Annotated in this window: 20 protein-coding genes; 9 read left to right on the plus strand and 11 right to left on the minus strand. The window is 48.3% G+C overall.

All coding sequences use genetic code 11. The features are described 5' to 3' along the window. Positions 1–3 precede the first annotated feature (3 nt). Positions 4–1,029, minus strand: a complete 1,026-nt coding sequence (locus tag L9P87_RS01765) for a class I SAM-dependent methyltransferase (protein ID WP_237442952.1) — start codon at positions 1,027–1,029, stop codon at positions 4–6. A gap of 182 nt (positions 1,030–1,211) precedes the next feature. On the opposite strand from L9P87_RS01765, the gene L9P87_RS01770 reads away from it, so the two are divergent. After that, on the plus strand, positions 1,212–2,078 hold the full coding sequence (locus L9P87_RS01770; RefSeq protein WP_237442953.1) for a TIGR03619 family F420-dependent LLM class oxidoreductase: 867 nt from the start codon (positions 1,212–1,214) through the stop codon (positions 2,076–2,078). Positions 2,079–2,095: 17 nt separating this feature from the next. Here L9P87_RS01770 and L9P87_RS01775 read toward each other — a convergent pair whose 3' ends face one another. Next, the gene (locus tag L9P87_RS01775) at positions 2,096–2,578 is read right to left on the minus strand and encodes a low molecular weight protein-tyrosine-phosphatase (RefSeq protein WP_237442954.1); all 483 of its coding nucleotides are present in this window, start codon (positions 2,576–2,578) and stop codon (positions 2,096–2,098) included. A 104-nt stretch (positions 2,579–2,682) separates the two neighbouring features. Continuing rightward, on the minus strand, positions 2,683–3,807 hold the full coding sequence (locus tag L9P87_RS01780) for a methyltransferase (RefSeq protein WP_237442955.1): 1,125 nt from the start codon (positions 3,805–3,807) through the stop codon (positions 2,683–2,685). Between the two features lie 142 nt (positions 3,808–3,949). On the opposite strand from L9P87_RS01780, the gene L9P87_RS01785 reads away from it, so the two are divergent. Further along, positions 3,950–4,933: a hypothetical protein gene (locus L9P87_RS01785; protein ID WP_237444397.1), complete on the plus strand. Its 984-nt coding sequence runs from the start codon at positions 3,950–3,952 to the stop codon at positions 4,931–4,933. A 44-nt stretch (positions 4,934–4,977) separates the two neighbouring features. Here the strand turns inward: L9P87_RS01785 and L9P87_RS01790 are convergent, their stop codons facing one another. The 7 genes from L9P87_RS01790 to gloB form a co-directional block, all read right to left on the minus strand. Then, on the minus strand, positions 4,978–5,949 hold the full coding sequence (locus L9P87_RS01790) for an ABC transporter ATP-binding protein (RefSeq protein ID WP_237442956.1): 972 nt from the start codon (positions 5,947–5,949) through the stop codon (positions 4,978–4,980). Further along, positions 5,946–6,923, minus strand: a complete 978-nt coding sequence (locus tag L9P87_RS01795) for an ABC transporter ATP-binding protein (protein ID WP_237442957.1) — start codon at positions 6,921–6,923, stop codon at positions 5,946–5,948. Before L9P87_RS01795 ends, L9P87_RS01790 begins: the two co-directional genes overlap by 4 nt. Further along, entirely contained in the window at positions 6,920–8,794 is a 1,875-nt protein-coding gene (locus tag L9P87_RS01800) for an extracellular solute-binding protein (protein WP_237442958.1), read from the minus strand. The genes L9P87_RS01795 and L9P87_RS01800 overlap by 4 nt, the downstream gene beginning before the upstream one ends. After that, positions 8,778–9,821, minus strand: a complete 1,044-nt coding sequence (locus L9P87_RS01805) for an ABC transporter permease (RefSeq protein WP_237442959.1) — start codon at positions 9,819–9,821, stop codon at positions 8,778–8,780. Before L9P87_RS01805 ends, L9P87_RS01800 begins: the two co-directional genes overlap by 17 nt. After that, positions 9,818–10,840, minus strand: coding sequence for an ABC transporter permease subunit (locus tag L9P87_RS01810; protein WP_237442960.1), 1,023 nt, complete (start codon positions 10,838–10,840; stop codon positions 9,818–9,820). The genes L9P87_RS01805 and L9P87_RS01810 overlap by 4 nt, the downstream gene beginning before the upstream one ends. 123 nt (positions 10,841–10,963) lie before the next feature. Continuing rightward, positions 10,964–12,730 carry a LysM peptidoglycan-binding domain-containing protein gene (locus L9P87_RS01815; protein WP_237442961.1) on the minus strand — a complete coding sequence of 589 codons (1,767 nt, stop codon included), beginning with the start codon at positions 12,728–12,730 and terminating at the stop codon, positions 10,964–10,966. After that, a complete protein-coding gene (gene gloB / locus L9P87_RS01820; RefSeq protein WP_237442962.1) occupies positions 12,663–13,445 on the minus strand; it encodes a hydroxyacylglutathione hydrolase in 783 nt (260 codons plus the stop codon). Before gloB ends, L9P87_RS01815 begins: the two co-directional genes overlap by 68 nt. A gap of 149 nt (positions 13,446–13,594) precedes the next feature. Between gloB and L9P87_RS01825 the strand changes: the two genes are divergently transcribed. Genes L9P87_RS01825 through L9P87_RS01835 form a run of 3 tightly spaced genes read left to right on the plus strand, consistent with a single transcriptional unit; the run spans position 13,595 to position 15,666 of the window. Then, a complete protein-coding gene (locus L9P87_RS01825) occupies positions 13,595–14,383 on the plus strand; it encodes a class I SAM-dependent methyltransferase (protein WP_237444351.1) in 789 nt (262 codons plus the stop codon). A gap of 33 nt (positions 14,384–14,416) precedes the next feature. Further along, positions 14,417–14,854, plus strand: coding sequence for a ribonuclease HI (gene rnhA, locus L9P87_RS01830; RefSeq protein ID WP_237442963.1), 438 nt, complete (start codon positions 14,417–14,419; stop codon positions 14,852–14,854). A gap of 11 nt (positions 14,855–14,865) precedes the next feature. After that, complete coding sequence (locus tag L9P87_RS01835; protein ID WP_237442964.1) at positions 14,866–15,666, plus strand: exonuclease domain-containing protein; 801 nt, start codon at positions 14,866–14,868, stop codon at positions 15,664–15,666. Between the two features lie 54 nt (positions 15,667–15,720). Here the strand turns inward: L9P87_RS01835 and nhaB are convergent, their stop codons facing one another. Further along, the gene (gene nhaB, locus L9P87_RS01840) at positions 15,721–17,211 is read right to left on the minus strand and encodes a sodium/proton antiporter NhaB (RefSeq protein ID WP_237442965.1); all 1,491 of its coding nucleotides are present in this window, start codon (positions 17,209–17,211) and stop codon (positions 15,721–15,723) included. Positions 17,212–17,483: 272 nt separating this feature from the next. On the opposite strand from nhaB, the gene L9P87_RS01845 reads away from it, so the two are divergent. From L9P87_RS01845 to gspG, 4 genes are read left to right on the plus strand one after another with little or no spacing between them, the layout of a single operon-like run. Next, positions 17,484–19,181: a FimL-related protein gene (locus tag L9P87_RS01845; RefSeq protein ID WP_237442966.1), complete on the plus strand. Its 1,698-nt coding sequence runs from the start codon at positions 17,484–17,486 to the stop codon at positions 19,179–19,181. A 13-nt stretch (positions 19,182–19,194) separates the two neighbouring features. Further along, positions 19,195–19,845, plus strand: coding sequence for a cation/multidrug efflux pump (locus tag L9P87_RS01850; RefSeq protein ID WP_237442967.1), 651 nt, complete (start codon positions 19,195–19,197; stop codon positions 19,843–19,845). A gap of 15 nt (positions 19,846–19,860) precedes the next feature. Next, on the plus strand, positions 19,861–20,898 hold the full coding sequence (sohB, locus tag L9P87_RS01855; RefSeq protein ID WP_237442968.1) for a protease SohB: 1,038 nt from the start codon (positions 19,861–19,863) through the stop codon (positions 20,896–20,898). A 19-nt stretch (positions 20,899–20,917) separates the two neighbouring features. Beyond that, entirely contained in the window at positions 20,918–21,358 is a 441-nt protein-coding gene (gspG, locus tag L9P87_RS01860) for a type II secretion system major pseudopilin GspG (protein ID WP_237442969.1), read from the plus strand. Positions 21,359–21,581: the final 223 nt, after the last annotated feature.

Genomic DNA, 21,581 nt, shown 5'->3' on the forward strand with positions numbered 1-21,581 from the left:
TTGCTAGCGCAGCGCCACCACCTTGAACTGGGTGTTTTTAGCAATCACTTCAATGGTCTTGAAGATTGACTCTGCCTTGGCTTCCAAGGGAATAAAGCTATTGACCACAAAAACCGCCACACCGTTACTGTTGAGATGCTGCTTCGCCTGCTGCAAAAACAGTGGCGTCAGGTCTTTATCGGTATCGAAACCGGTATGAAACGGCGGGTTGCACAGCACCAGATCAAAACGCTGTTCAATATTGTCGGCACAGTGGCTGGCCAAGGCCTGACCAGCAATGCCCCTTTGTTCGAGGTTGGCCTGGCAGCAGCTGACCGCGACCGCATTATTATCGGTGGCAGTAAAAGTAAAGCTGCCAAGTTTCGCCGCCTCTATCGATAAGTAGCCATAACCACAGCCCAGGTCTAATACACTGGCATCACTGGCAATACTGTTTGATGCCAAAATTTCAGCCAGGTTGTCGACTAAATATTTGCTACCCTGATCGATCTTGTTCCAGCCAAAGACACCAGGCTTACTAATCATATCGTCAGTGATGGTTTGCAGGCTGGTGTAGTGCTTGTCATCCAACGGCTTGCCCTTGGAAAAGAAGCGGATATGGCCGGTGTAGATAATGTTGTTCTTCTTGGCCTGGGCACTGGAATTAAAATATTTCTTGGCCTTGTCGATATAGGTCTTGGTGCCATCGCCTTTCTCGCCAACCAACGTCAGCAGGCCCTGCCTAACGAGGAGATCGGCCGAGCGGTTGATCAGATAGTGAACGATCGGCTTCTCTTTGGCGATACGAAAGAATATCTGCTCGTATTGCTGATCAATAGCCAGCGTGAAATCACCGAAACGGCTATTGAGCCCACAGGCCAGTGCCTGTTGATGTAGATCGTAGCGGTTGCTAATAATCGATAGGTTGTCACGGGGCTGTATGGATGACAGGCAATTGATGTCGGTGGCCTCGTCGACAAACCAGAGGCTGAGAGTGTCCGAGGCGGCATTAATAAGGGCGCTGAGTTGCTGACTGCTGTGATCTAACATAGTAAACCGTGACTGGATAAAAAGTAGGGCGAATATACGCTGCCACCGGTGTTTTGTATAGTCGCTGGCCACCAGTGTTATGGTCAATCGATGTCACCGGCAGCCGGTTTCAAACCACCCAATAATATGATTCCTGATCCATGGCTTGCCGATATACTGAGTAAAAATAAGAAGGAAGCTCGATGAAATTTGTACTCTCAACCTCATTCAATAAGATCGATGAAATCAAGCAGCTGGCTGTTGCTGCCGAACAGGCAGGCTTCGGCTCAATCTCGTTCAGTGATCATGTGGTCAACCCAGAGCAGCTGTCGACCCCATACCCTTACACCGATGATGGTGCCAGGCGCTGGCCGGAGTTCACCGAGTGGCCTGATATCTGGGTGATGATAGGCGCGCTAAGCTCGATTACCAGCACCCTCCGTTTCAGCCAAAATATCTTTGTATTGCCTGAACGCAACCCGTTCCTGGTTGCCAAGGCCATCTCTACCGCGGCGGTGTTATCGGATAATCGGGTCGATCTCAGCGTCGGTGTCGGTTGGTCTGCCGATGAATTCAAGCTGTTGCAGCAGGATTTCAAAACCCGAGGCAGGCGTACCGACGAGATGATTGCCGTCATGCGCAAGCTTTGGACGGGGGAGTATGTTGAACACCATGGCGAACACTATCAATTTGACCGCGTCGAGATGAACCCTGCGCCAACCGAGGCTATCCCACTGTGGATTGGCGGCATCTCAACGGCGGCACTTAAGCGTGTGGCCAGGCTCGATGCCGGCTGGTTGACTGACTTGCAAAGCAGTGCCGAGATTATCGACTCAATAGACCAGATCCATCAGTTTAGAGCGCAGCAGGGGCTGAGCGGCCCGTTTAGAGTAATGGCGACACCGAACGATGCCTATGAGCCCAATGGCTATGGTAGGTTGGCCGATAAAGGCGTCAGCCATATACTGACACAACCATGGATGATGTATTTCGGCCCCGATGCCACCATTGAGCAAAAGATAGAGTCGCTGTTTAAATTCGCCGACGATGTCATTCAGCCGATGTCGTAATACCGCCTGCCTAACAGCTACAGTTGATGCTCGGCTTTGATCTCTTGCAATAAGGTCTTACACGCTGCATCGATGCTGTCGATGACGCGGTAGAACTGATCTTGATCTGAGTTATAGGGGTCGGGCAGTTGATGATTGCCGCCATTGTTGGGGTGATACTCCATCAGCAGGCGAATCTGGCCTTGGTAATGCGGTGTTTTCCAGGCCGTTACATTCATCAGGTTTTGTCGATCCATGGCGATGATGTAGTGATTATTGTGGTAATCATCGTCATCAATCTGGCGGGCAACCAACGAACTGATATCAATACCGACCTTGTCACAGGCCAAAATAGCACGGGGGTCTGGCGATTTTCCGATATTAATGGCGGCGGTGCCGGTGGAGTCGACGCTGATTTTATCGCCGAGTCCGGCCTGCTCAACCATCGCCCTAAAGACTCCCTCAGCACTGGGCGAACGGCAGATATTGCCAAAACAGACAAACATGACACCGATGGTCATACCGTGACCTCCTTATTTTTTTTAACGTATGCCTGTGACTATAAACAAAAGGCTCAGTGGCCGAATCATCTGTGTGGGTGGCTAACGGCTCAGTATCGCTGGCGTCATGTTTTGACTGACTTAAAGACGACAAATTTATCGCTGCCGCCAACCTGATCACAATTGCCAAATAAACGTTGCAGTTTATTGTTGTAGTTGAGGTGACGATTACCGACTAACCACAGCTCGCCACCGGGCTTTAAGCTGTTTCTGGCCTGGTGCATCATATTCCAGGCGATATGATCGCCGATGGTTTGTTGTTGGTGAAAAGGCGGATTGCACAGCACCACATCGTAGCTGTTTTTGTCCTTATCGATTAAGCCATCGCTGCAGGTAAAGCTTGCTCGATCGATGGCACCGGGTAAATTTGTCATGACATTGGCTTTGGCAGAGGCCACGGCCTGATAGGATTCATCGATAAATTCGACGTTAATCGTGCTGTTTTTGCTCAGCGCGCATAAACCTAATTCGCCGCTGCCGCAGCCGAGGTCAGCCAATGTTTGTCTGCCATTGAAGTCCGGCAGCGCTGCGATTAACACCCGTGCCCCGACATCGAGATAGTCCTGACCATAAACATTAGACAGCTTGCCGATGGTCATTTCCAGTGGCTCGGCCCGATAGCTGCTGGTTTTAACAGCAGCTTGTTTTACTGGCAGCGCATCGGTGTTAGAGAGAATTAATCGTGCTTTTTTCCAGGTTAGAGAACATTCACTATGACCCAGACGGTCGGCAAAATACTGCGGCCATTTTTTAGTCCAGTACTTCGCCATGCCGGCACCAATGACGCGGCTATCGGGTTTCACCAGGGCGGTTAACTGCAATAAAATATCATCGAGATAGCGATTGGTGCCGGGTATTTTAATGATGACAGTATCGAACAAGCCCTTGGGTGTCTCGGTCGAGGGGACAAAACTATAGTTTTCAGGCAATCCATTGAGCCGGTAGTTTTTCTGGTAACTGAGTTCGGCGAGTTTGGAGTCAGACCACACGGTAATATCATGCTGATACAGTGCGGTGGTAAGCGCGCCAAAGGTGTCGTTGATAATGAGCACTCGGCCTAAAGAATCGATGTCGGCCAGATGATTGAGTAAATAATGGTCGCCTGCATCCCAGGCCTGAAGATTGACATCCTGGGTCTTGGGGTAGCGGTCGAGTGTATATTCACCAAAACTGGAGCTAAATATTTTCATCGTCAGTTGTCTATCGTCATGAGTAATGGCCGGATTATAGGCTGGCGTTGGGCAACAATAAAGCAGCGTCATCAAATGCTGCGAGTTTTCATCTGACGTGGTTTAATAGTGCGATAAATATAAGTCTTTGGAGTTGTTCCCAATGTTAAGCCGTCATCTTTCCCTCAACCGTCTGCTGTTACTGACGTCCCTATTATTTACCGCTGTTACACAGGCCGAAGAACTCATTGTTAAGGCAGGAGACACGCTTCGCCTCGATAATAAACAGGGCTATATCGCCGTCGAAAGGCTAACCATGGGTGATAACAGCACACTGCTTGTTGATGCCTCTGTTAAGCAGTTTGAACTGATCGCCAAACATGCCGTGATTGGTGATAATGTCACCATCGATGTCAGCGGTAAGCCGGGCACTGCCGGCGTCAATGGCGCCAGTTATACCGATGCCGTTGCCGACCGCTGTCAGTCAGGCAGAAATGGGGTGTTTGGCTCGGACGGTGGCAACGGTGAAAACGCTGCCAAGATCAACATCAATCTCGGCATCGATACCTTGGGGCAGTTAACCGTTATTGCCAGCGGTGGCAATGGCGGTAGCGGTGGTAACGGTGGTGATGGCGAGCAGGGCGGTGAGGTGAAGAAGTGCCTAGGCCCTAATGGCGGTAATGCAGGCGCTGGTGGTAACGGTGGTAACGGCGGCAATGCTGGCGATGTCAGTCTGCAGTATTTTGACGCCAATAACAGTGCCGCCGATCTTTCTGTTTATAAACCTCGGTTAATCGTCATCACAAATATGGGCACCAAAGGCTTGGCCGGGAGTGCAGGTGTGGCAGGCAAGGGTGCAGAGGGCGCATACAAACGGACACCTAACGGAAAAACATGGGTACGAGGCGGCAAAGAAGGTGGCGCCGCCAAAGCGGGAGTTGATGGTCTTGATGGTCTCGACTCCCGAGTCGCCATTGGCGAAAACCTGCAGCACAAGGTTGAGCTGTTAAGCGCCGCCAAGAAACAACCCAATACGGTCGCGGTAACTTCACAGGCCGAACAAAACCGACAACAGATTGTCGAGCTTCAATCAGAGGTGGCAAAGCTTAAGGCAATATTGAAAAAGCTTGAGGCCAAGCTACTTTAAGCAGCCTGTTACTGTGAAAAAAAAGCCGGCGGTTGCCGGCTTTTTTATGTCGACTGCTGCCAGTGATGGCAGGCAACCTGCTGTTGTTCCCCTTGTAGTATCGGCTCCTGGCTTTTGCACAGCGTGTCAGCGTGGGGGCAGCGTGTATGAAAGCTGCAGCCACTGGGCGGATTAATCGGTGAGGGCACATCGCCGGCCAGTGGCTGATGTTTGCTGCGTTGACGCGGGTCGGGTATTGGAATGGCGCTGATCAGCGCCTGGGTATAAGGGTGTCTGGGATTGCGATAGATATCGTCAGCGTTGGCAATCTCAACAATTTTACCCAAGTACATTACGGCAATGCGGTCAGATATGTGCCTGACCACAGACAAGTCGTGGGCGATAAACAGTAGTGCCAGGCCCATCTCCTGTTGTAATTCGAGTAATAGGTTGATGATTTGGGATTGTATAGACACATCGAGTGCCGACACCGGTTCGTCACAGACAATTAACTCCGGCGCTAATGCGATGGCGCGGGCGATACCAATTCGTTGACGTTGACCACCAGAAAACTCGTGCGGGAATTTATCGACGGCGGTGGCAGGCAGGCCGACTTTTTGCAGCAGAGCCAAAACGTTAAGCTTGCGCTCTGCTGCATCACCTCGACGGTGGATGATCAGTGGTTCTTCGATAATTTGACCAACTGTATGGCGGCTGTTCAGTGACTCGTAGGGATCTTGAAATATCACCTGTAGTTTTTGTCTGACTTTTTTAAGTTGGCTGGCGCTCAGTTGGTCTAGATGCTGACCGTCAAAGACAATCTCACCAGCGCTGGCGGTCTCTAATTGCAAAATAGTGCGGCCAAGAGTTGATTTGCCGCAGCCAGATTCGCCAACCAGCCCGAGGGTTTCACCTGCTGCAATGGTCAAACTAACACCATTAACGGCTTGAACATGGGCTACCGTCTTCTTAAATACACCGGCTTTTACCGGGTAAAATTTCACCAGATCGCAAACGCGTAACAGGGGCTCGGTCATAATATTTGCTCGGCTGTAATCGGGTGCCAACAGGCAAATTGATGGCTGTCACCAACAACGCAGGGCTGACTCTGGCATTGCTCACTGGCGAAGTCGCAACGATCAGCAAAGCGGCAGCCCTGTCCCAAATCGGCAATGGCCGGCACGATGCCCTCGATGGTATTGAGTTTGGTTTTAGGGGTGTCGGTCAGCCTCGGAAGCGCCTGCAATAAACCGTGGGTATAGGGGTGTTTGGGTTGCTCAAACAGGGTGTAAACGTCAGCACTTTCAACCATTCTGCCCGCATACATCACCATTACCCGGTCACACAACTGGGCAATAACGCCAAGGTCGTGGGTGATGAAGATGACGGATAACTGTCGCTGCTGTTGTAAGTCGGTAATCAAGGCGAGTATTTGCGCTTGTATGGTGACATCCAACGCCGTGGTTGGTTCGTCGGCGATGAGGATGTCCGGCTCACAGGCCAGTGCCATGGCAATCATGACTCGCTGGCGCATGCCGCCCGATAATTGATGGGGGTACTCGGTGAGCCGCTGTTGTGCCTCGGCGATGCCGACCTGACTTAAGATTTCACCGCTGGCCTGGATAATCTGCTGGCTGGTTTTTTCGGGGAAATGTAGCTGGTATATTTCAGCCAATTGTTTGCCAATGGTATAGACAGGGTTGAGCGCTGTCATTGGCTCTTGAAATATCATGGCGATCTTCTTGCCGCGATATTGCTTCAGCTGATCGAGTTGGCAGGCCCATAAATCGGTGCCGTTATAGCTCACCTGGCCGGATCGATAATGGGCGGCAGGCTGGGGTAGCAGTTTAAGCAGCGACATCGCGGTGACGCTCTTGCCGCAGCCAGACTCACCGACGATACCCAGTATTTCGCCCTTGTTAAGCGTGAAACTGAGCTGGTCGATGACATTGATGACCCCATCGTCGGTGTCGAAATCGATGCTAATATTGTCGACAGATAAAACAGTCATTTGGACACCTTGAAATCGTCGTTAACAATGGTTTCGGCAGGGTAGCTGACCCCCGATTTTTTCGACGCCACTACTTCAGCCTTTACCGTAGGGTCTATCCAATGCAAGCCGGCGCCAAATGAGAACAGCGCCGTCGTCTCCTTGGTACCCATCCACGGCGGCAGTTTCATCCAGCGCCAGTAGCCAGAACGGGTATAGGGCACAGCAAAAGTGGGAATGAAAATAGCCTTGTCGTAAATCATCTGTTCGAGTTGTTGCGCCAGTTTGATACGCTCATCGCGGTCAATTGAACGGCGATATTGCTCAATTTTTCCGTCCATTATCGGGTCGGCTGTGTTAGTGATGTTGTTTGTCTGTGGCTTATTAGCATTATCCGAGTGGTAATGTTGCCAAAAACGTGGAGCTATACCGCCTTCACCCCAGCCCATCCAGGCTATTTGGTGTTTCTTCTCTAACACCTGCTTAAAGCCGGTACTCATGTCTAAAAACTGTAGTTTCAAATCGATGCCAGCCTTGCGAGCAGACTCTCTCAATATCACCAATCGAGGCGTATGATCATCACTCATGTAGGTCACACGCAGTGAAAGTGGCTGGCCATTTTTAAGGCGAATACCGTTACTATCTTTCGTGTCCCAACCAGCCTGATCAAGTATGTGATTGGCCTTTGCTAAGTCGAACAAGCGGGGGCGAATGCTGGTATTACTGTAATCACCGTAGCCCTGATGATGGGTGTTAAGCCGTTCGTAGTCATTGCGCAGTACTGTGCTGATGACTTTGTCGACATTGACCGCATGGGCCAGCGCCTTGCGCACGGCAATATCCTGCAATATAGGGTCGGCGGAGTTTAGCCACATGCCAGAGGAGGGGACGGGTACATCGTTATAAAATTTTGCCTTGATGATATAACCGTTATCAAAGGGTTTTCCTTGAGCCTTGCCGTGCCAAAGTCTGGGCATGACCAAGGTAAAGGTATCTATTTCACCCTTAAGAAAATAGCGAAACGCCACATCGTCATTACGAATCACTTTTAATCGTAACGTGTCGGGGTTGAAGCGGTGGCGATAATACTTCTTGTCGTTGGCCCACCAATCCTCGTTACGATAAAAATCGATGTATTTTCCCTTTTTGAAGGCACCAATATTATAGGCGCCGGTAACCGGCGGTATTTTCCAGTTGTAATCACGCACCCAGTTGTCAGTCAATTTATAGAAGTGCTGCGGCTGGGGTGAAATGGCTGTGGCGAATAACAACTCATCCTGGGGTTTGGCATTACCACTTTCAACGGCAATGGTGTAGTCGTCGTATTTTGTAATGCCGACAATCTGCTCAGTGAAATAATTATTGTAAAAGGGCGCAATGATTTCCTTGGCACGCATAAAATCGATGGCATAGAGGTAGTCGTCGGCGGTGACAGGCTTACCATCCGACCAGCGTGCGTCAGGGTCCAGCCTGTAATAGACGGTCTTACCATCGGCACCAAAGGCCCAGTGCGTGGCCAGGCTCGGTAAGGGTTGCTGGCTGTTAGGGTGTTTGTCTAACAGACTGAGGTTTAGCGAACGTATGTAGCCGGCAAAGCCACCGTTTGAATCGGGGCCGACTGTTCTGAAGGTCATTGGAAAGGAGCCAATGTAGTCTCGCTGCATACCCCCTCGGATGGCCTCCTCGGCGGCAAAGACAGAGTCACTATTATTGGTTTGCCAATCAACAGCCTCTTTCAAAGTGGTGCTGGGGTATTGCACAATCTCGATGCCATCCAGGGGTTGCCAGGCGGTTAGATTGTCCTCAGATTGACTGCAGCCGACCATGGCAAGGCAGGCCAGCGGCAACGCTAGCTTGGCGAGACAGTGATAAAACTTACTTAAAATAGGCATATTTTTTCGGGTCAAAGGCTTCTCGAATGGCTTCGCCAATAAAGGTCACCATGGTTAATACCACCGTCATGGCAACGATGACAGAAAGAACGATCCATTCGTATTGTAAATTATTGGTTCCCTGTGCCAGCAAGTCACCCCAGCTGGGTGTGGTCTTGGGCAGGCCAAAGCCTAGATAATCGAGGGCGGTGAGTGAGGAGATGCCGGCGGCAATAGAGAACGGGATAAAAGTCACTAATAATGAAATCGTATTGGGTAGGATATGCCGGAACAGTATGCGGCTCTGACTGGCACCGATGGCTCTCGCCGCCATGACATATTCACGGCTGGCCTCGCGGTAGGTTACGGTTCGCATATACCAGGTAATGCCCATCCATCCGAACAACACCATTAACACCACCAGAGTCCAGAAACTAGGGACAATGATTGAGGCGATAATCATGATGACGTAGAGAAAGGGGACATTGGACCAAATCTCTATGATGCGCTGGCCAAATAAGTCGACCTTGCCACCTAAGAAGCCCATTAAACAGCCAATGCTGACACCGATGATATAGTTGCATATCAGCAGGATAAGGCTGAATGCCATGGCGGTACGAAAACCATAAACGAGGCGGGCAAGCACGTCGCGACCACTGGTATCGGTACCCAGCCAGTGTTGCAGAGAGGGGGGATAGGGAGGGAAATCGGTCAGGTTGAGATCAATCTCAGTGGGTGAATATGGCACGGGTGGCATAATCACCCAGCCCTCGCCACTGTCTTTGAGCGTCTGCTTTAGGTCACGATAGTCTGTTTCAAACGCGCGTTGTTGGCCAAAATTCTGGCCGTCAATCACCGCGCCGTAGGTAGGGAAATAGAATTCGCCCTGGTAGTTGACCACAAGGGCTCGATTGCTGATTAACAACTCGGCAAAACAGCTGAGCAGCAATAACCCGACTAATAACACGGCGGAATAATAGCCGCGCTTAATCGCCTTAAATCGCTGCCATTGTCGCTTGCCCTGAGGGCTGAGGGTAAACATACTCATTCGAATTTCACCCGTGGGTCGGCGAGCGCGACAAAGAAATCAGAGAGAATATTACCGAGAAGAAATAACAATGCAGAAATGGCCAAGATACCCATGACGACGGGGTAGTCACGCTCCAGCACCGATTCATAGCCCAGTAAGCCCATGCCGTCGATATTAAAGATTGCCTCGATTAAGAACGAACCACCCAATACCGCTGTTAGGCTGCTGCCAAAACCGGTGGCCAATGGTATGAGACTGTTACGCAGGGCGTGACCGAAGATTGCCTGTTTATAATCAAGCCCCTTGGCGACGGCTGTGCGTACATAATCGGCTGCGAGATTATCCATCAAGGTGTTTTTAACGATCAGTGTTAGCTGAGCAAAACTACCGGCCACATAAGCGGCGAGGGGAAGAACAGCATGATAGAGAATATCGAGTATTTTGTTACCCAGGCTGAGGCTGTCGTAATCATCGCTGCTGAAGCCACCGAGTGGAAAAACATCCCAGTGTGAGGCGAATAGGGTAATCAGTGAAATACCCACCACATAGCCAGGCACGGCGTAACCAATAAAGACTAAAATGGATGAGGTATTATCTATCACGGTTTGATGTTTAATGGCCTTGATAATCCCCAGGGGAATACAAATACCATAGGTAATAATCAACGTCGCAAAGGCATAGAATAACGACACCGGTAAGCGGTCTCTAATTAAGTGCCAGACGGGTTCGTGATAACGGGTTGATATGCCCAGATCAAATTGCACCAGTTTCGACAGCCAGATGCCATAGCTGATCAACACCGGCTTATCGAAGCCATAGTAGGCACGGAGTTCGTCTAACTGTTGGTCGGATAAACTACTGCCGCTGGTGGTATCACTGCTGGCGCTGGCCGCCTCCGAAGCAGCCATACTTTGCTGTTGGATTAGCCGTTCGATAGGCCCGCCAGGAACGGCGCGCGTAATCGCAAAAATAAGTAGCGTAATACCAATAAAGGTGGGCACGATCAGTAACAATCGTCGAATGAAATAACTGGTCATTGATAGCGGGTAATTCAATAGTGATGAATGTGGATCCAGCTTAATACGTTCATGCCATTATTGCATCGTAGATTGTTCATTTTATGCTAAAAATTAACAATCTACGTGCGATATTAATGACGCTTATCGGCGTCCACTGGTGACATCAACATACAGCGTCAGACGTTGACCGGGCTGCAAGTAATCCTGCGAGTCGAGGGTGTTCCATTTGACGATATCGCTGACTGCAACTTTGAAGTGACCGGCTATTCTGGCAAGTGAATCCCCGGAACGTACCTTATAGCCAAGCTTGCGGGTCGTTGCAGTGCGGTTGTTTTGGCTGATAGCGGTGGGCGATGGCTGCCAGATGACCAGTTTTTTACCAATGGATAGTGTGTCGCCTGGGGCCATTGAATTCCAGCTGGCTAACTGTCGGGTAGTGACATTGTTTTTGTTAGCAATCTGCCAAAATGAATCACCTGCACGAACGGTATACTCATTTTTGCGTAGATTTCCCTGTTTGTTTTTGGCTTTTATTTTATTGGCGCTGCGCTGATCGGCGCTGAGCGAATAGTGTTCGACGGGTTTACTGGACTTTGGAATCATCAACATCTGGCCGGTACGAATGGTGCTGCCCTTGATATTGTTTGAGTTTTGAATAACCGCCACAGTGGTTTTGTGGCGCTTGGCTATACTGCCGAGGTTGTCACCGCTCTGTATCTTATAACGCTGCCACGTGACGCGCTGATTGGGGTCAAGTTGCTGCAACGCAGTTGAGAAGACTTCTTTACTGGTTATTGGAATAACTAATTCATGACTGCCATTAGGATCTGTCGCCCACTGATTGTGGCCGGGGTTTAAACGGTATAAATCATCGGTGGCTATTTGGGCCATCTCGGCTGCCTGAGCAAGATCGATCTGCGAACTGACGTTGACCACCGTAAAGTAGGGCTGATTATCGATCATCGGCATAGGCATGTTGTACTTAGCCGGCTGTGAAATTAATTCGGCCAAGGCCAGCACTTTCGGTATATAGGCCTTGGTTTCGCGGGGCAGGTCGAGCGACCAATAATCAGTAGGCTTGCCCAGTTTTTTATTCTTTCTGATCGCCCGGTCTACGGTGCCAAGACCAGAGTTGTAGGCGGCCAGTGCTAACTCCCAGTCGCCGTCATAACGTTTAGCCAGTGTGGTGAAGTACGTTAATGCAGCATTGGTAGAGGCCACCACATCACGACGACCGTCATACCACCAGCTTTGATCTAAACCAAAACTCTTGCCTGTACTGGGAATGAATTGCCACATACCAGCTGCACGGCCATGCGAATAAGCAAAGGGGTCATAGGCCGACTCAACAATGGGCACCAGTGCTAATTCTACCGGGATGCCGCGCCGTTCGATTTCTTCTGTGATGTAGAACAAATAAGGAGTGGCGCGTTGACTGACCCGGTTCATATATTGAGGGTGTTTCTGGTACCAGTTGAGTTGCGCTTGTACCTGTGGTCGATGCAGCTCAGTAGAAAGACTGAAGTCATCGCGGATACGCTGCCATACATCGTCATAGTGGATATCGTGAAATTGCTCGGCCGGAATATTGTCCAGGCCAGGACTGCAGCGGCTTATTTGCTTCACAGTGATGTGGTTGTCAGGGTAGCTTGCAACAAAATCTGCTTCGCTATTCGGTTGTTCGGTAGCCGGAGTTTTGTTCAACAATGCACTGTTGCAGCCGGCCAACATGCCGGCGCTTAGCGAGAGAAATATAAGATGACGAGTTAACAAAACAATATGACTCCAAAAGCTGATGATCAACATAAACGGGGTTGCGATGACAATGCTAACACGATTGCTAAAAAGCGTCCTTCCATTGTCGTATGGCGGCAAATACTTGCTCAACATCTGAGGGGTTGATCTCATTTGTACTCAAAGCCGTAGCAGCGTCAATGACAGAGACTTGATTACAGCGTAGAAATGGATTGGTGGCCAGTTCTGTCCTAATAAATGTAGGAACGGTTGCAATGTTATTAGCCCTGTCGTTGTCAACCTTGATCACACGCTCGGCCAACACCGTGTTGTTGGGTTCAACGGCTTGTGCAAATAGCAGATTAGCTTGGGTGTATTCATGCGCACAATAGACGGCGGTTTCTCCCGGCAGCTCAGCAAGTAATGACAATGATTGATGCATCTGCGCGTAGGTGCCTTCGAAAACTCGGCCACAACCACCTGCGAATAAGGTGTCACCACAAAAAAGCGTGGGTCGATTATCACTGCCAAGATTGAAGTAGGCAATGTGGTCGAGGGTGTGGCCTGGTACACCAATAACCTGATAAATGTCGCCTAAAACATCGACATCATCACCTTGGCCAACACTGATATCCGCCTGTTTATAGGGGCTGTTATGGGGTGCGTAAACCGTTACGTCGGGGTAGGCCTTACGTAATTCTTCGATACCACCAACATGGTCGAGGTGGTGGTGAGTGATTAAAATAGTGGTGAGTTTAAGATTGAGATCTTGCAGTCGCTCAATGACAGGCTGCGCATCACCCGGGTCGACAACAGCAGCCAAGCCGGCGTTACTCAGCAACCAGATATAGTTATCATTAAACGCTTCAATTCTGTCAATGGATTGCATGTATTTCCGCCGTTAAGTCTCACAGATGTGGCGTATACTTTATGCTAATTAATCACAGAGTTCGATAGTTAATAGAGTCTATTCAGCTGCTGTTTTGTGTTCTATTATTGTGCTCAATAATCCCCAGTAGGTGCAGGTCATTGAGTAAGATGCGTTTTGGCTCACCAAGGCCAGTGTTAGAGGTCAGCAAAAAACCGTTGCAACAGTGGTTTACAACCAACTTTGGTCGACACCTTCTCTGCCAAGAGCAGGCCTTGGCCGGTGACCGGGTTCGAGGCTATTTTGGTCATAGCCTTATTCAGATGTCGAGCCTGGAGAACGCCGAGCTTTATTCCGAGTGCCGTATACACCAAAAGCTCAGCCTCAACTGTTTCCCCGATAGTACTCAAACTGAATATTGCATTACCACGGAGTTTGAGTCGCTGCCTATTGCCACGGAGTCAGTCGATGTGGTGATTCTTCACCATGTACTCGAATTCTCAAAAAATCCGCATCAGATGCTTCGTGAGGTACAGCGGGTATTGGTTCCACACGGGCGTGTTATTATTCTCGGTATTAATCCCTATAGCTTGCTTGGATTGAGCACCGTCATCAAAGGGGTAGGCCAAGCAGATCGCGTTAGGGCGCGCCCAATCGGTTTGCGCCGGCTCGATGATTGGCTCAATCTTCTCGGTTTTGGCAGCCCGGTACATCGTTTCGACTGTTATGAGCTGCCCACTAACATCAAGGCGGTTATATCGGCTTCGATGATTTACAGCCAAATTGCAGCTAGGTTTCAGCTACCAGGTGGTGGCATTTATGTGGCGGAAGCGATAAAAGAGGTACAGCGATTAACACCGTTGAAGCCTAAATTTATAAAGCTTCGAGGTGGCTTCGATATTCCAATATTTGGCGGTGTGGCAACAACAAAGATTGGCTCAGCCATAGACAAGCGTTAGACTGATCGTCAGACAAAACACTAAGGATAAACATTGAAAAAAGTTGTTATTTTCACCGATGGAGCCTGCAAGGGTAACCCCGGACCAGGTGGCTGGGGTGCCATGCTGCGCTATAACGAGCATCAAACGGAGCTCTGTGGTGGTGAAGCAGATACGACCAACAACCGTATGGAGTTAATGGCAGCTATTGAAGGCTTAAAAGCCTTGAAAGAGTCTTGTCAGGTTGTGCTGACCACAGACTCACAATATGTACGCAAGGGTATTACCGAGTGGATGGTTAATTGGAAAAAGAACGGTTGGAAAACTGCCGCTAAAAAACCGGTTAAGAATGCCGACCTTTGGCAGCAACTCGATGATCAGGTTAAACGTCATCAGGTTGAATGGAAATGGGTCAAAGGTCATAGCGGCCATCCCGACAACGAACTTGCTGACCAACTTGCCAATCGTGGCATCAGTAAAATAGCTAAATAATTAAGGTGTCTATGAGACAGGTATTTCTCGATACAGAAACGACGGGGCTAGAGCCAGAACTCGGCCACCGTATTATCGAAATTGGCTGCATAGAGATGATCGGTCGCCGATTTACGGGGCGTGAGTTTCATGTCTACATCAATCCGCGAAGAAAAGTCGACGAGGATGCCGCCAAAGTGCATGGTATCAGCGATGATTTTTTGCTCGACAAGCCATATTTTGAAGATATTGCTGATGACTTTATGGCATTTTTGGCCGGCACCGATGGCGCAGATAAAGCGGAATTGTTAGCCCACAATGCCCCCTTTGATATGAAGTTTATCAATCATGAACTTAAGCTAAACGGCTATCGCCACGCCCCCGTTGATGACAGCTGGAAGGTGACTAACACCTATGCCATGAGCGATATGGTCACTGGCATGAAAACGAATACCACGCTCGACCGTTTGGTCAAGCGTTATGCCGAATATCCTTTTGATTACAAAACATTGCACCTCAACCCCGGTGCCAATGGCCGTGGCCAGCCGCTGACTCTGCAAGAGTTGGCAACTGTTCGCTCGCCGGATAATCACGGCGCCTTGCTGGATACAGAAATGTTGGCCTATGTCTATCTGGCTATTACTGGCGGTCAGACTCAATTGGGCTTATCAGGTAAGGAGGGGGGGGATAGTCAAGTAACAGCAATAGAGCGGTTGGCTACGGCTGATGACCTGCTGATCGTGAAGCCAAGTAGCCGTGAGCTCGATGACCACGAGGCTTATCTGCAGAAGTTGGATAAAAAGAGCGGCGGTAACTGCGTCTGGTTGGGATAAAGCATTCGCTATAGATAAAAAAGGGTTGGCGCCGGCAGGTGCCAACCCTTTTTCTTAGAGTACGTTGATGACCATAACAGCACCCACCAGGCTCAAGACAATGGTATAAGGGAAGGCCATAATGACCATCTTGCCATAGGATAGGCGTAATAGCGGTGCAACGGCAGAGGTTAGCAAGAACAGGAATGCTGCCTGGCCATTAGGTGTCGCCACACTGGGAATATTAGTTCCTGTGTTAATCGCTATAGCGAGCTTCTCGAATTGGTCGCGAGAAATACTTCCCATGTCAAAGGCTTCTTTTACTTCATTGATATACACCGTGGCGACAAAAACATTGTCGCTGATGGCCGAAAGTGCGCCGTTAGCAGCAAAGAACATGATCGGTTGGATGTTACTGTCCAAACTTAATACATAATTAATAATAGGTTGGAACAGGTGTTGCTGGTGAATAACAGCAACAATGGCAAAGAAAACAATTAATAACGCTGTAAAAGGCAGGGCCTCTTCGAAGGCGTGGCCAATTTGATGCTCTTCAATAATGCCGTTAAAGGCAGTCAATAATACGATAACGCTTAAGCCGATCAGCCCCACTGGAGCCAGGTGCGTAGCCAAGCCAATAACCAGATATACAGCAACCAATGCCTGTACTATCAGCGCCGCTTTATCGCGGGATGTGCGGTTAGCGTTTTGTTCATCATCATAGGCAATAAGTACTTCGCGGACTGAGTCGGGGAGTTTGGCACCATAGCCAAAGGTCTTGGTAACTTCGAGTATCACCACCAATAACAAGCCTGCAGCCAGAACCGGCATTGTAATCGGTGCCATTTTGAGAAAAAATTCGATAAACGTCCAATCTGTTTTGGCTGCGATCAATAGGTTTTGCGGTTCGCCAACCAGGGTGCAGACACCACCTAATGCCGTACCAACGGCGCCATGCATTAACAGGCTTCGGAGAAATGAGCGAAATTGGTTCAGGTCGGCGCGGTAGGCATCTTTGACGTTTTGGTCGTCAGCTCGGTGCTCGCCTTCTGAGGAGGCAATCTTGTGGTAAACATTGTAAAAACCCAGCGCGACAGTAATCAACACGGCGGTGACGGTTAATGCATCTAAAAAGGCAGAGAGGACTGCGGCAACAATAGAAAAAAGCAAAGATATCATTACTTTAGAGCGTATTCCCAGGAGTATTTTGGTAAACACGAATAACAGCAGGCTTTGCATGAAGTAGATACCGGCCACCATAAACATCAACAACATAATGACTTCAAAGTTGCCGAGAGCCTCGTGGTAAACACTTTCAGGGGTTGCCATACCAATGGCAATCGCTTCAATAGCTAACAAACCACCCGGCTGTAACGGGTAACACTTCAACGCCATGGCTAGGGTAAAGATGAACTCGGCAATCAGCACCCAGCCGGTAATGAATGGTCCGGCAGTCATAAAGAGGATAGGGTTAATGATAAGCATGGCGATAATACTTAGCTTGTACCACTGAGGAGCTTGACCAAGAAAGTTTCGGCTCATTGCCTGTGATAGATTGTATTGCATAATGTTCTTTTCCAACAGCAGGGCCGAAGCCCAAAATTTTAGGTATAACGAGCGAATACTGGTTGATTTTCAATCAATTTATAGTGATTAAGTGTGATGTAGCTAACTTTTCTATTTCCAATATTGCCAAAAAACACGGCGGTTATTGCCATTAACTGGAAAGTGCGCAATTATGCCATGACTCAAGATTGTTAAGAAGTAGAAAAGTTACCAATAATTTAATAAAACTTAGGTAGCACCACTCCTTTATAGGTAATAAGAAAAGATACGTAATGGGAAATTTGGCCACATTAGCAGTACCCCTTAATATGAATTCGGTTGCTCTTGTCATTGACGAGACGAATCTCACCATTGGCAAGACCCTAGCCAGCCTTGAGCAGTATTTGTCAGACCTCAGTCGTGAAGAATTATTAGCTGACGTGCATAGTCAATTATCTCAGCTTAGCGGTACTTTTGAAATTTTGCAGTTTACCGGTGTGACAACACTGCTAGAGAACTTGTCTGTGGTTTTGCAGCGGCTGACCAGGGGTGAGATAAAATTATCCGAGGCAGTGATTAATGCTATCGGTAAAACACTGTTTGTACTTCCACGTTATGTTGATTATTGCATTAGTCAGCAGCATTGTTACCCGCTGCTGATCAATCAATTCAGTAACCAGCTCGCTCTGCCAGCAAAAAAATCGATCCAATACGAGTCAGAATTAACCGGTCTGGCTAAGTACTCATCCGATATGACCATCTCTGCCTTGACATTAGACGGTGATCGCGAGCGTTTAAAGCGCTTGCATCATATGTATCAAGTGGGCTTGCTCGGTTTGGTCAAAGGCAAGGATCAGCAACAATACGGCCGCCTGATGGCCCATGTCAGCAATAAGGTGCAGGTGTTTGAAGGATTTCCGACATCATTGTGGCGATTAATTGAAGTCGTTTTAACGGCAGTGTCTAGCAATAAGTTACAAATCAACTTCACACGTCTCCGCCTTTTGATGTCTATTGACAATAATCTTCGTCAACTTTCCCGCGGTAAGGAAACAGTTGTCACGGGGCAGGTAATCGATGAATTACTATTTTTAGTCTCTATTATTGATTCTTCAGCTGCACCGATAACCGCTATCCTGAACGAACATGAGGTATCGAAACTTAGTTGGACCGATAATGATTTCAAAGACCATTTCAACAATATTATTGGCCCTGGCAAGGATACTGTTGCGATAGTTTCAGCCGCTATTGTTGAAGAGTTATTACAGGCCAGGGATATTCTTGAACTTGTCAGCCAAACAGGGGTTACTGACGAGTGGCAATCGCTGTTGCAACTACTTGGAAAAACAGAATCTATACTGTCTTTTCTGTCACTGATGGATATCGCGCACACATTACAGCATTTGCGGTTGGAGCTAGAATTAGCCGTACGAGATGGTGTGGTCAATGATAAACAATGCCTACTCGATGCTGCCGGTACATTATTGTATATCGAGAGTGCGCTGTCCCTTCTGACGGCCTTACCGACTGAGGTCTCTGGCGATAAAGAATTACTGAGCCGGGACAAGCAAACTACCGTCATTGCTGACGTGATGTTAAATAAGGCGGCCAAAATTGTGATTGCCGAAGGCGTTTCGATGATGAATCTGGCCAAGCGCAGTATTGTTAATTATGCTGAAAATAATTTTGATTTCAGCCACATAGCTAACTTGAGCGCGACCTTGGCCAAGGTTGCTGGTTTTTTGGCCATTCTCGATTATCACCGCGCCCAACAAATCATTCTCAAGTGTAATCAATACATAGCCACCCTGGAGACTACTGTTCTTTCAAGCGAACAGCAGAGTGAACAAGTAGAGGCATTAGCCGACACCTTGGTCGGCATCGAATACTATATTAATGAACTCGCTTCAACAGCTAACTCTAATGACGACCTGCTTGGCATTGCCGAGCAGGGTATCAGTCAATTAATTGTTGGCTCTTCTGCTGAGTAAATAGGGTAATACTGTGTCTCAATATCTGCTCCCTGCCGTTTTACTGTCGCTGGCTGCCATTATTGCTTTTTTTGCCCTGCGTCTGTTGTGGTCTAAATCTTGGCTGCTCGGTACGTTAAGGGGGCTGGCAGGCCTCAGTCTATTAATGTCGGTTGCTGTTTTAGCCTTAAGCGCGAAAGATCTGTTAAGTTACCGTCATCTAAGTCAACAACAGACTATCGCTAATATCAGTTTCACCGGTAATTTAGATGGTAGCTATCAGGTTGAGATTACACCGACTGATGTTGAGAGCAGTGCGTCAACCTATAAGCTGTGGGGTGATCAGTGGCAAATTGATGCCCGGGTGATTCGATGGGTGGCTGAGATCCCCATGACACCTGTTTATCGGTTGGAGAGACTCAGTGGCCGATATTATAGTATTGAAGATGAGGCTACCGCGCCCCGCTCACTATACTCATTGGCTGATACTAACTATGGTGTCGATATTTGGCAGTGGATAAATTTTAATGCCCATTACCTGCCATATATAGACGCGGTCTATGGAAGTGCGACATACTTACCGGCTAAAGACGGTGCGCTGTTTGAATTAAAATTGAGCAACAGCGGCTTGTTTGCTAAACCATTAAACCAGCATGCCACAGAAGCCATACAAAATTGGCAGTAAGCCATCGGAGATAAAGTGTTAGATTTTTTTGTTCAATACGGCCTATTTTTACTGCAGGCCATTACCATTGTTGTTGCCATTGTTTTAACAGTAGTCGGTGTAATTGCCGCCTCCGCCAAATCCGATAAAGCAGAAACGGGGCAAGTCTCTATAAAATCTCTCAATGAAAAGTTTGAAGAGATGAAAGGTATTCTCGAAGAGAGTTTATTGACTGATGATGAATACAAAGAACAAGAGAAAGCTGACAAGAAAAAGAAAAAAGCTGACAAGAAATCAAAGCAAAAACCTGTAGAAAAGAATAGGGTGTTTGTGCTCGATTTTGATGGTGATATTAAAGCATCTGCGGTTGATAGTTTGCGAGAGGAAATAACTGCGCTGTTGCTGGTGGCTAAGCCTGAAGATGAAGTTGTAGTTAAAATCGAAAGCGGTGGCGGCATGGTGCATGCTTACGGTTTTGCAGCCTCGCAACTCCATCGCATCAAAAACCACGGTCTAAAATTAACTGTTTGTGTTGATATGGTTGCTGCCAGCGGTGGCTATATGATGGCCTGTATCGGTGATCGTATTTTAGCGGCGCCTTTTGCTGTCATGGGGTCGATTGGCGTTGTTGCCCAGCTGCCGAACTTTCACCGACTGCTAAAGAACAATAACGTCGATTACGAAACCTTTACCGCCGGTGAATTTAAGCGAACCGTCACAATGTTTGGTGAGAATACAGAGAAGGGCAAAGAAAAGTTTGTCGATGAACTGGAAGATACACACCTGCTGTTTAAACAGTTTGTCAGTGAAAACCGGAGTGTTGTTGATCTCGATGTCGTTGCCACAGGTGAGGCGTGGTTTGGCATTCGTGCTCTCGAGAACAAGCTTGTCGATGAGCTAATCACCAGTGATGAATATTTATTGGCATTGAGCAAGACCAGCAACGTCTACAGCATTGGCTTTGAAGAAAAGAAAACGTTGCCAGAAAAGCTTGGTCTTGCTGCACAGGCCGGCATTACTAATGCCTTTAACAGCATTATAACATCGACTAACAATAGCCGTTTCTTTCGTTAATTTGTTTTAGGTAATTCAAATGCAATACAACCGTATCAAACAGTCTGGTTTCTCGCTGATAGAAATCATGGTCGTCGTCGTTATCATCAGTGTTCTCGCGGGTCTTATTGCGCCGAATATCATCGGACGAGCCGATGACTCCAGGGTCACAGCAGCCGAGGTAGACCTCAAAAGAATTGCCCAGGCACTCGATGCCTACAAGCTCGACAACCACCGTTATCCCAGTACTGATCAAGGGTTGCAGGCATTGATCACTGAGCCGGAGGGCTTTCCGCCCGCCAAGAATTGGCGAAAGGGTGGCTATATTCAGACGCGTGAAGTACCTCAGGACCCATGGGGCACCGAATATCAATATCTGACACCAGGTACTGATGGGCCATACGATCTCTATTCGTTGGGCGCTGATGGCCGTGAAGGTGGCGAAGAATACGACACAGATATCTCTGTGTGGGACAAATAAGTATTTTTCAGTAGAGTCAGAAGAAGCCCTTAATTGGGCTTTTTACAAGACCTATAACTGCGCATAATGTATATTATGTTAAATCACATGCAAATAGTAATACGTTTCCGTCAGTGCATTGCGCTTGCTGGATCAATATTGAGTTATATCAAATTCTTGTATTTAGTTACTTTAAAATCATTAACGTAGACTATAATTCATAACCATATGACTCAGCTTCGCT

Origin of the sequence: Sinobacterium norvegicum, assembly GCF_923077115.1 — a bacterium.
Taxonomy (GTDB): Bacteria; Pseudomonadota; Gammaproteobacteria; order Pseudomonadales; family Sinobacteriaceae; genus Sinobacterium; species Sinobacterium norvegicum.